The organism is Antarcticibacterium sp. 1MA-6-2, assembly GCF_021535135.1.
Taxonomy (GTDB): domain Bacteria; phylum Bacteroidota; class Bacteroidia; order Flavobacteriales; family Flavobacteriaceae; genus Gillisia.
In genome coordinates, this window is the sequence record NZ_CP091036.1 from 3003363 (window position 1) to 3015896 (window position 12534).

Annotated in this window: 14 protein-coding genes and 3 pseudogenes; 11 read left to right on the forward strand and 6 right to left on the reverse strand. The window is 39.0% G+C overall.

Annotated elements, in window-relative coordinates; translation table 11 throughout:
* The first annotated feature begins 1 nt into the window (after window position 1).
* The 8 genes and pseudogenes from LZ575_RS15310 (at window position 2) to LZ575_RS23880 (ending at window position 5887) form a co-directional block, all read left to right on the forward strand.
* Window positions 2-256, forward strand: a complete 255-nt coding sequence (locus LZ575_RS15310) for a hypothetical protein (RefSeq protein WP_235325364.1) — start codon at window positions 2-4, stop codon at window positions 254-256.
* A gap of 10 nt (window positions 257-266) precedes the next feature.
* Complete coding sequence (locus tag LZ575_RS15315; protein WP_235325366.1) at window positions 267-896, forward strand: plasmid pRiA4b ORF-3 family protein; 630 nt, start codon at window positions 267-269, stop codon at window positions 894-896.
* A gap of 4 nt (window positions 897-900) precedes the next feature.
* Window positions 901-1335, forward strand: a complete 435-nt coding sequence (gene dut / locus LZ575_RS15320) for a dUTP diphosphatase (RefSeq protein WP_235325368.1) — start codon at window positions 901-903, stop codon at window positions 1333-1335.
* Between the two features lie 113 nt (window positions 1336-1448).
* Window positions 1449-2461 (forward strand): annotated as a pseudogene (locus LZ575_RS15325) (sugar phosphate nucleotidyltransferase).
* A 45-nt stretch (window positions 2462-2506) separates the two neighbouring features.
* Window positions 2507-3892: a lipopolysaccharide assembly protein LapB gene (locus LZ575_RS15330; RefSeq protein ID WP_235325370.1), complete on the forward strand. Its 1386-nt coding sequence runs from the start codon at window positions 2507-2509 to the stop codon at window positions 3890-3892.
* Window positions 3893-4663, forward strand: a complete 771-nt coding sequence (locus LZ575_RS15335; protein ID WP_235325372.1) for a DUF4292 domain-containing protein — start codon at window positions 3893-3895, stop codon at window positions 4661-4663. It begins immediately after the preceding gene.
* Window positions 4663-5535, forward strand: coding sequence for a hypothetical protein (locus LZ575_RS15340; RefSeq protein WP_311195821.1), 873 nt, complete (start codon window positions 4663-4665; stop codon window positions 5533-5535). The genes LZ575_RS15335 and LZ575_RS15340 overlap by 1 nt, the downstream gene beginning before the upstream one ends.
* Window positions 5525-5887 (forward strand): peptidoglycan DD-metalloendopeptidase family protein, encoded by a 363-nt coding sequence (locus LZ575_RS23880; protein ID WP_311195822.1) that lies wholly within the window; start codon window positions 5525-5527, stop codon window positions 5885-5887. The genes LZ575_RS15340 and LZ575_RS23880 overlap by 11 nt, the downstream gene beginning before the upstream one ends.
* Before the next feature lie 82 nt (window positions 5888-5969).
* On the opposite strand, the gene LZ575_RS15345 is transcribed toward LZ575_RS23880, so the two are convergent.
* Window positions 5970-6482 (reverse strand): acyl-CoA thioesterase, encoded by a 513-nt coding sequence (locus LZ575_RS15345; protein ID WP_235325374.1) that lies wholly within the window; start codon window positions 6480-6482, stop codon window positions 5970-5972.
* A gap of 56 nt (window positions 6483-6538) precedes the next feature.
* On the reverse strand, window positions 6539-7471 hold the full coding sequence (locus tag LZ575_RS15350; RefSeq protein WP_235325376.1) for an SPOR domain-containing protein: 933 nt from the start codon (window positions 7469-7471) through the stop codon (window positions 6539-6541).
* Window positions 7472-7691: 220 nt separating this feature from the next.
* On the opposite strand from LZ575_RS15350, the pseudogene dprA reads away from it, so the two are divergent.
* Window positions 7692-8793: pseudogene (dprA, locus tag LZ575_RS15355) on the forward strand (DNA-processing protein DprA).
* A gap of 68 nt (window positions 8794-8861) precedes the next feature.
* A complete protein-coding gene (locus LZ575_RS15360; protein ID WP_235325378.1) occupies window positions 8862-9293 on the forward strand; it encodes a lipocalin family protein in 432 nt (143 codons plus the stop codon).
* Window positions 9294-9405: 112 nt separating this feature from the next.
* Here LZ575_RS15360 and trpS read toward each other — a convergent pair.
* Window positions 9406-10378, reverse strand: a pseudogene (trpS, locus tag LZ575_RS15365) (tryptophan--tRNA ligase).
* A 74-nt stretch (window positions 10379-10452) separates the two neighbouring features.
* Between trpS and LZ575_RS15370 the strand changes: the two are divergent.
* Window positions 10453-11193 (forward strand): 1-acyl-sn-glycerol-3-phosphate acyltransferase, encoded by a 741-nt coding sequence (locus LZ575_RS15370; RefSeq protein WP_235325380.1) that lies wholly within the window; start codon window positions 10453-10455, stop codon window positions 11191-11193.
* On the opposite strand, the gene LZ575_RS15375 is transcribed toward LZ575_RS15370, so the two are convergent.
* The 3 genes from LZ575_RS15375 to LZ575_RS15385 are packed head-to-tail and all read right to left on the reverse strand — an operon-like array spanning window position 11194 to window position 12534.
* Window positions 11194-11520 (reverse strand): hypothetical protein, encoded by a 327-nt coding sequence (locus tag LZ575_RS15375; protein ID WP_235325382.1) that lies wholly within the window; start codon window positions 11518-11520, stop codon window positions 11194-11196.
* Window positions 11504-11893, reverse strand: a complete 390-nt coding sequence (locus LZ575_RS15380) for a hypothetical protein (protein WP_235325384.1) — start codon at window positions 11891-11893, stop codon at window positions 11504-11506. Before LZ575_RS15380 ends, LZ575_RS15375 begins: the two co-directional genes overlap by 17 nt.
* On the reverse strand, window positions 11845-12534 hold the full coding sequence (locus LZ575_RS15385; protein ID WP_235325386.1) for a hypothetical protein: 690 nt from the start codon (window positions 12532-12534) through the stop codon (window positions 11845-11847). Before LZ575_RS15385 ends, LZ575_RS15380 begins: the two co-directional genes overlap by 49 nt.

The following is a 12534-nucleotide window of genomic DNA, read 5'->3' on the forward strand; positions in this document are numbered from 1 at the left end:
TATGGCGGCAGCCTGGGCAACTTTGGCCGCGTATGGAAGTATGATGTTAATTTCCTATTTTTTGGGAAAAAAATATTATCCCGTACCTTACAATATAAAAAAAATAGGGCTGTATCTTTTAACCTCAATCGCTATTTCCTTTATTTCATTTATTTTCTTCCGTGAAGACTATATAGCAGGAACAGCTTTTGTAGTTTTGTTCCTCGCAGGGATCATCATAATTGAAAAAAAGGATCTAAAGAAAATGTTGACCTAAAACGTGGAAAATGAAGAATAACGCGATTCAGATTAAGGTGGTACTTAAGAATTCCAAACCTCCTATTTGGAGAAGGATCCTGGTTAATAGCTCCATTACATTTGAAGAACTTCATTATACCATTCAAATTGCAATGGGTTGGGGAATTTTCCATTTATACGAATTTGCTGTAGATGATTACAGGATTGGGGTAGTGAATGACGAAATGGAAGACTATGGCTTTGGAAGTTCAGATATAATTGATTCAGCTGATATAATTCTGGAGGAAGTGTTGGCAAAGGACTATAAAAAGATCGTTTACGAGTATGATTTTGGTGACGGATGGGTTCATAACCTGGAAATTGAAAAGATCTTGCCTTTAGATGAAAAATCCTATTATCCCGTTTGTCTTACCGGAAGCAGAAATTGCCCTCCCGAAGATTGTGGTGGAATTCCCGGTTTTTATAACCTGTTGGAGATAATTGATAACAAATGGCATCCCGAATATGAGGAGATGATGGAGTGGCTTGGAGGTTCTTATGATCCATCGGAATTTGATCTGGAAGAAACCAATCTTTTCCTAACAGAGATCAAGGAAATCATGGATGAAGATGAGGATGAATATGAAGAGGAAGACGAGGACGAAGAAGATGAAATTTAAAAATATGAGAATAAAAGTTATTAATCAATCTGCTCACAAATTACCCCATTACGAAACGATAGCTTCGGCAGGAATGGACATTAGGGCCAATATTTCAGAGCCTGTTACGTTAAAACCTTTGCAACGTTCATTAATAAAAACTGGATTGTTTATTGAACTCCCAGTGGGATATGAAGCGCAGGTGAGGCCAAGAAGCGGTCTTGCTTTAAAAAAAGGAATTACTGTTCTTAATACACCGGGAACTATTGATGCCGATTATCGCGGAGAAATAGGAGTTATTCTTGTTAATCTTTCCAATGAAGAATTTACGGTTGAAAATGGTGAGCGTATCGCTCAACTCATTATTGCCCAACACGAGCGGGCAGAGTGGGAGCAGGTTGAAGTGCTGGAGGAAACTAGCCGTGGCGCCGGAGGTTTCGGCAGTACAGGAACTGTCTAATTAATAATAACAAAAAAGGAAAAGCGGAGAGCTAAGTCGAAGTAAAAGACAATTTCTATAATCTGTAGTAGAGAATTGCTGCTCCCTCTAATTTAATATTCAATACAACAACAATGAAAATTATAGTACCTATGGCAGGACGCGGATCGCGACTGCGCCCTCATACTTTAACAGTACCTAAACCTTTAATTCCTATTGCCGGAAAACCTATAGTCCACCTAGGTTGGTAGAAGATATTGCTAAAGTCCTTGACGAAAAAATTGATGAAGTAGCATTTATTATTGGGGAAGACTTTGGAGTAAAAGTAGAAACTGATCTAAGGCATATTGCTGAAACTTTAGGAGCCAAAGCCAGTATTTATTACCAGGATAAACCTTTAGGAACAGGGCACGCTATTATGTGCGCCAAAGATTCGCTGGAAGGCCCTGCAGTTATTGCTTATGCCGATACACTTTTTAAGGCGGATTTTACGTTAGATAAAGAGGCTGATAGTGTTATCTGGGTAAAGCAGGTGGATAATCCTTCTGCTTATGGAGTGGTTAAACTTAATGAGAAGCGGGAAATCACAGACCTTGTTGAAAAGCCTCAGGAGTACGTATCAGATCTTGCGGTAATAGGGATCTATTATTTCAAAGATGTGGCAGTGCTAAAAGAGGAGCTTCAAAATGTTCTTAATCAAAATATTACAAGAGGAGGAGAATACCAGATCAATGATGGTATTGAAGCTTTGAGAAGGAATGGACACAGGTTTGTTCCGGGGAAAGTGGATGAATGGATGGACTGCGGAAACAAAAATGTTACTGTAGAAACCAATGGCAGAATGCTGAAATTTCTGCATCAGGATGGAGAACAGCTGATTGCAGAGAATGTAAAGATCAGGAATTCTGAAATTACCGAGCCTTGTTTTATAGGGGAAAACGTGGAGCTTATCAATGCCAAAATTGGTCCGAATGTTTCTATTGGTAACGGAACCCGGATTATAGATGCTTCAGTGAAAAACAGCCTCATTCAGGAATTTTCTGAAGTAAGAAATGCCAGGCTGGAAAATGCGATGATTGGAAATTTTGCTGTTTTTGATGGTAACTTTACCCAGATTAGTATTGGGGATTATTCTGTTTTGGAATAATTTCAGGACCGGAAGAGACGGCAGGAACCCGTTATATTATTAAAGATGAAGATGAAGGCGCTTATTTTTTCTTCCTGTTTGGCAGTGGCTTTTACCACTTCTACAGGTATGCTCGCGCAGGAAAATGGCCTTCCAATACAGGTGGTGCAGGGAAATGAAGACGACCTTGGAAATGTGACCGACGAATTTCAGGAAAATTTCTTTGAAGCTTTAAAGCAAAAAGCAATTGAGAACTACGAAAAGGCAATTGTAGCTCTGCAAAAATGTGAAAAGCTTCAGCCGGAAAATCCTGTGGTTCCTTTTGAAATGGGCAAAAATTATAAGCTTCTGGAAAATTATGAAGCTGCAATTAGTAGCCTGCAAAAAGCCAACAGGTTAAAACCGAACCAGCAATGGGTCCTGGCAGAATTAATGGAATCATTTTATGAAAATAAAGATTACGAAGAAGCCATTATAATTGCAAAGAACCTGGTGCCAATAGATGCTGGATATTATAACAACCTGGCAGATCTTTATTTCAAAACCCAGAAATTCGATGAGCTCCTGCAACTTTTAGACAGGTTGGATGCTGAATTAGGTGTGGATGAGTTCAGGCTCGGGCTTCGACAACAAATTTTTGCAATCACTAATAATACACCTGCGCGAATTGATGTAGTGAAACAGGCCATCAAGGCCAATCCCGAAGATCAGGCTAACTACTTAAATCTTATTTACATCTACAGCGAGGAAGGAATGGAAGCAGAAGCATTTTCCGCAGCCGAGGATATGAAGATCAAATTTCCTAATTCCCGGATAGTTCATCTGGCTCTGTATAAATTTTATCTCAACGATAATAAGCCGGAGAAAGCATTGGAGTCTATGAAGATCATTCTTGCTGCTGAAGAAATTGACGCTGAATCGAAATTTAAAGTCTTAAATGATTTTCTGCTTTTTGCCGCACCACGACCAGAATATCAGGATGATTTAAATGAGGTAATAGCGCTTTTTTCAACTTCAGAAAATAGTCCACAAATATATCAGAAGTTAGGAGAATATTTTTTGATCAAAAATGAAAAGGAGCAGGCATTATCTTATTTTGAACAGGGATTAACCAAAGATCTGGACAATTTTGAATTGATAAGAAACACTTTGTTGCTTCAGCTGGATCTCGGCCGTTTTCAGGAAGCATCTGTGTTAAGCGAGAAAGCTCTTGAAATTTTTCCTGCACAACCAGTTCTATATCTGGTAAGAGGTGCTGCACTAAATCAACAGCAGGAATTTAAAGAAGCAGAGGAAGCTCTCACCTTTGGCCTGGATTATGTAATAGACAATGAAAATATGGAAGTTGACTTTTTTGAACAGCTTTCTATAACTTATCTCGGCTTGGGGAATGAGAAGAAATCTTCTGAATTTTTACAACGGGCTAAGGAAAAAAATAATAAACTGAAATAAATGTATAAGAAAATACTGATTCTTTTTGCTGTTACCCTGTTTCTAACCTCCTGCGGAAGCAAAAGGGAAAGTCTGGAAATTGAAGATGCCGCGACTTCCAAAGTAATTGCAAGCCACTACAGCAACGAACCCGATTTTAAAACCATGAGCAGCAGGATGAGATTAAATTATCAGGATGCTGAAAGATCTCAGGCCGTAACGGTAAGCTTTAGAATGCAAAAGGATGAGACGATATGGATGAGTGCCCAGGTTCTTGGAATTCCTTTGGCGAAAGCTCTCATCACAAGAGACAGGGTGAGTTATTTTGAAAAAATTGGAAAAACTTATTTCGATGGAAATTATAGACTCCTTAGTGAATGGGTGGGAACTCCTCTTGACTTTGAAAAGCTTCAAAACCTTTTGATGGGCCAGGCCATTTACGATCTAAGGGAGGACAGATATGTACTGGCAGAATCTTCCCGCGGATATCAATTAGTACCTGCAAATGCTGCAGGAGAAGCCATTAAAAAAATGTTCCTTATCGACCCGCAGAACTTTAAAGCTTCGGCCCAGCAATTGGGCCAGGAAAGAGAAAACAGAAATGTTACTGTCACCTATCCCAAGTATCAAAATGTAAGCGGAAGACTTATTCCGGAGGAGATTAAGATTGTTGCGAACGAAGGTGGTACAGGTACAAACATTGACATCTCCTTTAAATCGGTGAGCTTTAATGAGGATGTAAGCTTTCCGTTTGAAATTCCTTCTGGTTATGATGAAATCGTAATTGAATAATGAGAATACCACAAATCTTAAAAACTGTTTTTGTACTTCTGATCTTTGCTGCGCCTGCATTTCAGCTTCAGGCTCAGAATACCCGGGAAGACCTTGAACAAAGAAGACTCGAACTTCGGGAAGAGATCAAGAAGATCAATTCGCTCCGCAGTTCGAATAAACAGCGTGAGAAATCGGTCCTTACCCAGGTGGAGGATCTTGACAGGCAAATTCGTACTACCGAGAACCTTATTAAAGTAACCAATCAGCAAGCCAATCTTCTTACCAGGGATATCAATTCGAATACCAATAAAATTCAGTCCTTGCGAAAGGAACTTGAAAAACTTAAAGAGGATTACGGCCAGATGATTGGCAAATCTTATAAAAGTAAGTCCCAACAAAGCAGGATCATGTTCCTGTTGTCGTCTCAGAGCTTTTTACAGGCATACAAACGACTTCAATACATGAAACAGTATGCCAACTATAGAAAGACACAGGGAGAAGAGATAAAACTGCGTACAGAAGAATTGCAGACGCTAAATAGTAACCTCATTAGTCAAAAGAAACAAAAGGACCAGCTTATTGCTGAAAACAGGCAAACCAGGGCACAACTGGAGAAGAACAGGCAGTCCCAGCAGGTACTGGTTAAGAGCATCAGGCAGAAAGAGGGGGAATTTGCGGCACAAATTAACAAGAAGCAACAGGAACTTAGCGCTATAGATAAAAAGATAGATGAAATCATTAGAGCATCTATTGCGCGGGATAACAAGGAAAGCGGTTCCAGTTCCCGTGATGTTTATGAATTAACCCCAGAGGCAAAAGCTCTGGCAGCAAATTTTGCCAGTAATAAAGGAAAGTTACCATGGCTAGGTCCGTTCAGGAGTGGTCGTTAGGCGATATGGATCCCAACCACATCCTGTTGTTAAGACGGTTACTGTAGAAAGTAACGGGGTGCATATTGAAACCGAAAAAGGGAGCAACGCCCGTGCAGTATTTGGAGGAACAGTAAGTGAAGTACAGGCTGTTCCCGGAGCTAACAAGGCTGTTATGGTAAGACACGGAGATTATATCACAATCTATAACAATCTTGGGAAAGTATTCGTAAAACGTGGGGACGTAGTTTCTTTAGGTCAGGACCTGGGCGAAGTGGCTACTAATAGTAGTTCGGGTAAAACCACCTTATACTTCCTTGTCTATAAAAACATGGATAAAATGGATCCTGCCGATTGGATCCTGAGGATGTAAGACTTTTCCACAACAAATATTTTAAAAACAAAAATGGAGGAAATATGCCTCCATTTTGTTTTTAATATAATTTATAAAGCTGTCAATCTTTAAAAAGCGCCTTTAACTCGGTTGCATCATTTGGTTTCATTTTTCCTGCAAGTACAAGACTTAATTGCTTTCTTCTTAAAGCAGCGTCAAATCGTTCTTTTTCCTGTTCAGTTTCAGGTTCCAGAGGTGGTACAGCTACGGGTGCCCCGGTTTCATCTACCGCAACAAAAGTGTAAATAGCCTCATTTGCCTGGGAACGCTTTCCGCTTTCCCTGTCTTCCACCCACACATCAATAAAGATTTCCATGGAACTTTTAAAAGCTCTTGAAACGACAGCCTCCACCGTTACCACACTGCCTAAAGGGATAACTTTATTAAAGGCGACATGATTAACAGAAGCCGTTACTACTATCCTGCGGCTATGACGTCTGGCAGCAATACTGGCCGCACGGTCCATTCGTGCCAGCAGTTCACCACCAAAAAGGTTGTTTAATGGATTAGTCTCACTGGGAAGGACCAGATCGGTAAGTATAGTACGGGAATCTTTAGGATTTTTTGCCTGCATGCCAAATTTTTGGCAAAGGTAAGTTGCAGGATTTCCAGCTACAAGTTAAAGGACTATTAAAGTTCCTGTACCAATAGCCAGGCTCCGTCGTTAGACTTCTTTACCTGGTATAACATATTTATTGCCTCTCTCCTTGTTTCATGACTGCTGTAGACTACCTGGTGTAAACCATAGCGATTTTCTCCTATATAACGAGCTTTGTGCCCTTCGGCCCTAAGTTCCGTCACCTTTAAGTGAGCATTTTCTTCTACTCTATAAGCCCCTGCAACTACGTGAAAGTCACCACTTTGCTTTGTTACTTTAAGAGTAATTTCGGGCAGCGGATTATCAATAATAAAAGTTGCTTGTTGAATTTTTTGCTGTAGTTGAGATTCCGCAGCCTGTTGTTCAGCAACATTATGTTCAGTTACCTGGTTACTATAAATATTTAAGCCTGTAAGACCCGATAGGCCTAAAGCCAGAACCGCGATAGCAGCATATTTTAAATAAGGCCTGCTTTCTCTTCTTTCGGGAGTGAAATGGATAGGAGCTTTTTCCTCCAGTTGCTCTGCCTGCTTTTTGTATACTTCTCGTTTAACTGCAGTAGCAGGGACATGACTAAGTCCAAATGCTTCAGTTAAAAAGTTGGTTTCCTTCACAGGTTCAAATTGTAGAACGTCTTCAGAATTAAGAGAAAAGATTCCAAGATTCTCCAATTCAACATGACTTTCCTTCTGAAGTTGAATTTGTAGCTTTTCCACATATTCCTGAATGCTGTAAACTGCGGCAGGATAACTTAATTGTTCGGCATCTGCTATATAATTCGCCAGAAGGCCATCATTCTTTTTTAGCTGTCCATTAAACGAAATAAGCTTTTTAGGAGGATAAAACGCCTGTGTTTTTTCATCGTAATTTGCAGATTGTCTATGGGTCAAAAATGCACCAAAACCGGGAAGAATAACGCATTCGTAACGGTACAATAAATCGGAGATGTGAGAAGCTACGGTCATAATAGCAAAAATAAGATTTTAAGGAACAGCATAAAATTAGATAAAGATATGTTATTAACAAATCTTTTTTTTGAGACTTTTTAACAGAGATATCAACGTTGAGTTACTGAAAATTAGTTACATATTTCTTACAGTTTCCAAAAAATTTCAGATATTAAATGGAATTTTCTTTTATAGATTCTTTAGAAAAGAAAAGATTGTAAAAATCGAATAATAGTTCATGGACAAATCAGAACTTCACTATCTATTAGCGCTTCAAAATATGCCCAATTTAGGAGATAGTACAGCAAAGAAGCTGCTTCGCCACCTGGGAAGTGCGGTTGAGATCTTTAAGACCAAAAAGCAGGTTCTTCTGAAAATTGATGGAGTAGGGGATGCTAAATTAAAAGGATTCGATGATCCGGCACATTTAAAGCTGGCAGAGGAGGAAATAAGATTTATTGAGGCCAACAATATAGATTTTTGCTATTACCAGGATAAAGAGTATCCAGAAAAACTTAAACATTGTCATGATGGCCCAATTCTTCTTTTTTCTAAAGGAAATATCGATCTAAAAAATAAGAGGATCATAAGCATAGTGGGAACGAGGAATATAACCACACAGGGAATAGCATTTTGCGAGCAGTTTGTTGAAGACATCTCTCCTTTAGATCCTGTTATAATTTCCGGTTTTGCTTATGGAGTAGATATTACAGCTCAAAAGGCTGCCGTAAAACACGGGCTACAAACCATAGGCTGCCTTGCTCATGGCTTGAACCAGGTATATCCAAAGGTTCATAAAAAATACGTCGCTCAAATAGAAACTAACGGAGGTTTTTATACCGACTTTTGGAGTAGTCATCCCTTTGATCGCAATAATTTTTTGAAACGGAACAGGATAATTGCTTAGTCTTAGTGAAGCTACAGTAGTAATAGAGAGTGCAGAAAAAGGAGGCTCTTTAGTAACTGCCGATATTGCTAATTCTTATAACAGGGAAGTTTTTGCAGTTCCCGGACGACCTGTAGATTCACAAAGCAGGGGTTGTAATAACCTTATAAAATCTCAAAATGCGCATCTGCTTTCCAGTGCGGCAGATTTGGTGTACATTCTTAACTGGGATACCAAACCTTCACCGTCTCCTGTTCAAAAGCAACTATTCGTTGAGTTGGAACCACAGGAGCAGGAACTTTACGACTATCTGCAACGTGAAGGTAAACAACAGCTCGACGCCATTGCACTTGGCTGCAGCCTGCCTACCTACAAAACCGCAGGCCTGCTGCTGGAGATGGAATTAAAGGGAGTTGTAAGACCGCTGCCGGGAAAATTGTTTGAAGCTATTTAACACCTGAATTTGAATTCATGTCTTTTTTTATCCGATTTTTGGTGTATTAACTTAACAATCTGGTAAGTATGAAAAATTTCAGATTTATTTTTGTATTCCTGGCCTTTGCAGGAATTGCTTCCTGCAGTAATGACGATGACGGTAATTCTAATGTGCCGCCGGATAATGACAAAATTTTGGGAACGTGGAAGATCCAGAATCAATTTTTCGACGGAGAGGAAGAACCATTAACTGATTGTGAAAAGCAAACAACAGTAGAATTTATGGCAAATGGTACTGTTAAGAGTACCGATTATTTTGCAGATTTTGACACAGAAGAATGTGTTTCTGAAGTTAGTACCCAAAAATGGGAAAATAGAGGGAATAACGTTTACCGAATCACCGAAGGAGAACAGGTTGATGACGTTACTATTACTTTTTCTAACAACAATAATACCTTTACAATCACTGCAGAGGATGAGGATGGAACTTATTCCACATCCTTTATTCGGGTTAATTGATTGAATCTGATCCTTCAGAAATAAAAAGTCACAGGTTAAAATGGAAAATTTATTTCTTTAACCTGTGACTTTTTATTTAGTACACCGCCAATAAAGTAAGGATTTTCTGTTCTTAGTACCCCAATTTGGTACGAACTCTTTCCAGGACTTTATTTGCCACTGCTTCGGCCTTTTTCGCTCCTATTTGTAAGGCAGCATCAATTTCTTTAGGATTTTCCATATAATAATTATACTGTTCCCTTTCATTTTTGAACCTTGTGATCAAAACCTCGTAAAGTGCCTGTTTTGCATGTCCATACCCATATCCTCCGACCTCATAATTTTTCCGCATCTCAGCAGTTTGCTCCTTACTTGCAACTAACTTATAGATGTTGAAAACATTATCATTATCCGGATCCTTTGGCTCCTCCAGAGGTGTGCTATCTGTTTGGATTGCCATGATCTGTTTTCTCAATTGTTTATCTGGCAGAAAAAGATTAATTATGTTTCCTTTGGATTTACTCATCTTTTCTCCGTCTGTACCGGGAACATACATTGTATCTTCAGAAACCTTGGCATCGGGCATAACGAAGGTTTCTCCCATTTTTGCGTGAAAGCGTGCAGCAACATCACGGGTCATTTCCAGGTGCTGCAATTGGTCTTTTCCCATAAGCACAATTTCCGCGTCATAGAGAAGAATATCTGCCGCCATTAACATAGGATAGCTAAAAAGGCCAGAATTTACATCTTCAAGTCTGTCAGCTTTATCTTTAAACGAATGTGCAAGAGTTAACCTCTGGTAAGGAAAAAAGCAACTTAAATACCAGGTGAGTTCCGCCGTTTGCGGAACATCACTCTGCTTAGTAGAAAACGGTTTTATTAATATCCAGTCCAAAAGCAAGCCAGGTTGCCGCCGTGGAGTAAGTATTTTGCTTTAATAATTCTGCATCTTTTATCTGGGTTAAAGTATGCAAATTGGCAATAAAAAGAAAAGATTCATTTTCTGGTCTATTGGCCATTTCAATTGCTTAAGTGATAATTGCGCCAAGAAGGTTTCCAAGATGAGGAGTTCCTGTACTTTGAACCCCTGTAAGTATTCTAGCCATTGACTTTTTTATATTTTGACAAAGGTACTTCTTTTATAGAATTCACTTAATTCATTTTACTATTTTTACCTGCTATGGGAGTATTGAGATCTTTTATAACTATAATCTGGAGAATCTGGTTTTATATTCTTTTAGGTCTTCCAATTGTAGTTATGTTTCCCTTTCTTATCATTTTTACTTCTTCTGAAAGATTTTATCCGCAATATTTCGTTTGTGCCAGGATTTGGGCAAAATGTATATTATACGGCATGGGTTTTATTCCAAAGAAATGTTCATCAGCAAAGCTTGAAAAAGGAAAGAGTTATATGTTTGTCGCCAATCACACTTCCATTACAGACATTATGTTGATGTTGGCAGTTATTGATCATCCTTTTGTTTTTTTAGGAAAAGTGGAACTTGCCCGTATTCCCTTATTCGGCTATTTCTACCGTAGAACTTGCATACTGGTAGACAGGGGCTCTCAAAAAAGCCGCCTGGAAGCTTTTGCTGAAGCCCAAAGACGACTAAGGCAGGGAAACAGTATCTGTATTTTTCCTGAAGGAGGAGTGCCCGAAGATAAATTTATAGTAATGGCACCTTTTAAAGATGGGGCTGTAAGACTGGCAATTGATCATCAAATTCCCATTGTACCTATTACCTTCCACGACAATAAAAGGAGATTTTCATATACTTTTTTATCTGGTAGTCCGGGAATTATGAGGGCGAAAATTCATCCTGTTGTTCCAACTAAAAATAAAACGCAAGCCGATAAACGTGAAATTAAAGATGAAGTTTTTGAGGTAATTCTTAAGGAGCTAAAAAATCCGACTATTTAACTAGAATTTAAAGCTGAATCCCGTATATACACCAAAGTAGTAGGGATTAAGATCGGTATTATTGGTGTAGGTGTTTATTTGATATTTAAAAATGGGCTCCAGGTTTATTTGAAATTGTGGAGAAATTTCATAATCCAGGCCAACCCCCACATTTGTACTAAAACTCACCTGGTTCAGGTTGTTTGACTCCCCAAGATCTGTTGAAAAATTAGAGGAGTTGAGGGAGATCATATTTTCATCCAGGAATAACGTACTTCCACCTCCTATTAAGTTAAAACCTACACGTTTGTCAATAATGACATACTCCAGTTCAACTAAGTATTTCAATAAATCCTAATTTTTGGTTTAGGTAACCTGCCGCCGGAGACGCAATGCTGGAGCGATTAAATTCTGAAGAAGCACTTATATTGCTGAAGGGTCTTGAAATAGTGTTTTCTATTCTATACTTAGGAATTTCACCTCTATAGTCTATTCCGGTAAGTGCACTGGGATTAACGGTAGCTCTAAAGGCAATATCTTTTGTGTTATAACTAAGATCTACTTTACTAATCCCGGACCTTATTTTAATTTTATCTGAAATTTTGTAAGCAAAGTTCACCCCGTAAGCCATAGAGATCTCGCCGCTGCTATTGTTGTTGGCAAACCTGGAGTCTATAGAGTTTCCATTGCCCAGATTGTCAAAGTAAACAGGTGCAGCCACTGTTGAAACCCTAAGCTTCTTTTCGGCATGGCATGTTTTCCTTTTAATTCTTCGGTAAAGCCATTTTCCGGCGGTGTGGGAAGTGCAATTTTTCTTATTTCAGTCACCTGTTTCACCTCATTCTCCTGTTGGAGCTCCTCATAGGTAAGCGCACTTAGAATAGAAAAGGACGAAAGCCCCGGCTTAAGATTTTTTGCTGAGATAGTTTCTCTTTGTTGAGCCAGTTGTGATCCTCCTGAAAACGATTGAGTACTTAAGGATGCTTCAAATGCTTCCTGTTTTTGTCTATTTTTTGTGTCCTGCATCAAAGCCTGTAATATAATTGCAGACCTTGTCATATTCTCATTATAGGAATTTGAAATAAGAGTGAGTTCCCCAAAGTTTCTTTGCTGTTTTGTAGTAATTGAGGCAGTATTATTAGAACTGCGGGACGTTTTAAACAAATCATTGGCGAAATTAACGAGCAAAGCAAGGACTGCAGCGATACCTGCCATCCTGTACCACAATGGAATAGCGTATTTTTTACGCTTTTTTTCCTGAAGCCGCGAAGAAATATTATTCCATACTGCCTCTCGTGGCGCAGCCTCGAAATCCTTAAATTTCTCCTGAAAGAGCCTGTCTATGTGCTTTTTTTCTTCCAT

Excerpts from the sequence above, each read along its gene's own strand:
- LZ575_RS15310 (WP_235325364.1), top strand. The coding sequence starts at position 2 with ATGGCGGCAGCCTGGGCAACTTTGGCCGCGTATGGAAGTATGATGTTA.
- dut (WP_235325368.1), top strand. The coding sequence starts at position 901 with ATGAGAATAAAAGTTATTAATCAATCTGCTCACAAATTACCCCATTAC.
- LZ575_RS15385 (WP_235325386.1), bottom strand. The coding sequence starts at position 12,534 with ATGGAAGAAAAAAAGCACATAGACAGGCTCTTTCAGGAGAAATTTAAG.
- LZ575_RS15315 (WP_235325366.1), top strand. The coding sequence starts at position 267 with ATGAAGAATAACGCGATTCAGATTAAGGTGGTACTTAAGAATTCCAAA.
- LZ575_RS15335 (WP_235325372.1), top strand. The coding sequence starts at position 3,893 with ATGTATAAGAAAATACTGATTCTTTTTGCTGTTACCCTGTTTCTAACC.
- LZ575_RS15340 (WP_311195821.1), top strand. The coding sequence starts at position 4,663 with ATGAGAATACCACAAATCTTAAAAACTGTTTTTGTACTTCTGATCTTT.
- LZ575_RS15370 (WP_235325380.1), top strand. The coding sequence starts at position 10,453 with ATGGGAGTATTGAGATCTTTTATAACTATAATCTGGAGAATCTGGTTT.
- LZ575_RS15345 (WP_235325374.1), bottom strand. The coding sequence starts at position 6,482 with ATGCAGGCAAAAAATCCTAAAGATTCCCGTACTATACTTACCGATCTG.
- LZ575_RS15350 (WP_235325376.1), bottom strand. The coding sequence starts at position 7,471 with ATGACCGTAGCTTCTCACATCTCCGATTTATTGTACCGTTACGAATGC.
- LZ575_RS15360 (WP_235325378.1), top strand. The coding sequence starts at position 8,862 with ATGAAAAATTTCAGATTTATTTTTGTATTCCTGGCCTTTGCAGGAATT.
- LZ575_RS15330 (WP_235325370.1), top strand. The coding sequence starts at position 2,507 with ATGAAGATGAAGGCGCTTATTTTTTCTTCCTGTTTGGCAGTGGCTTTT.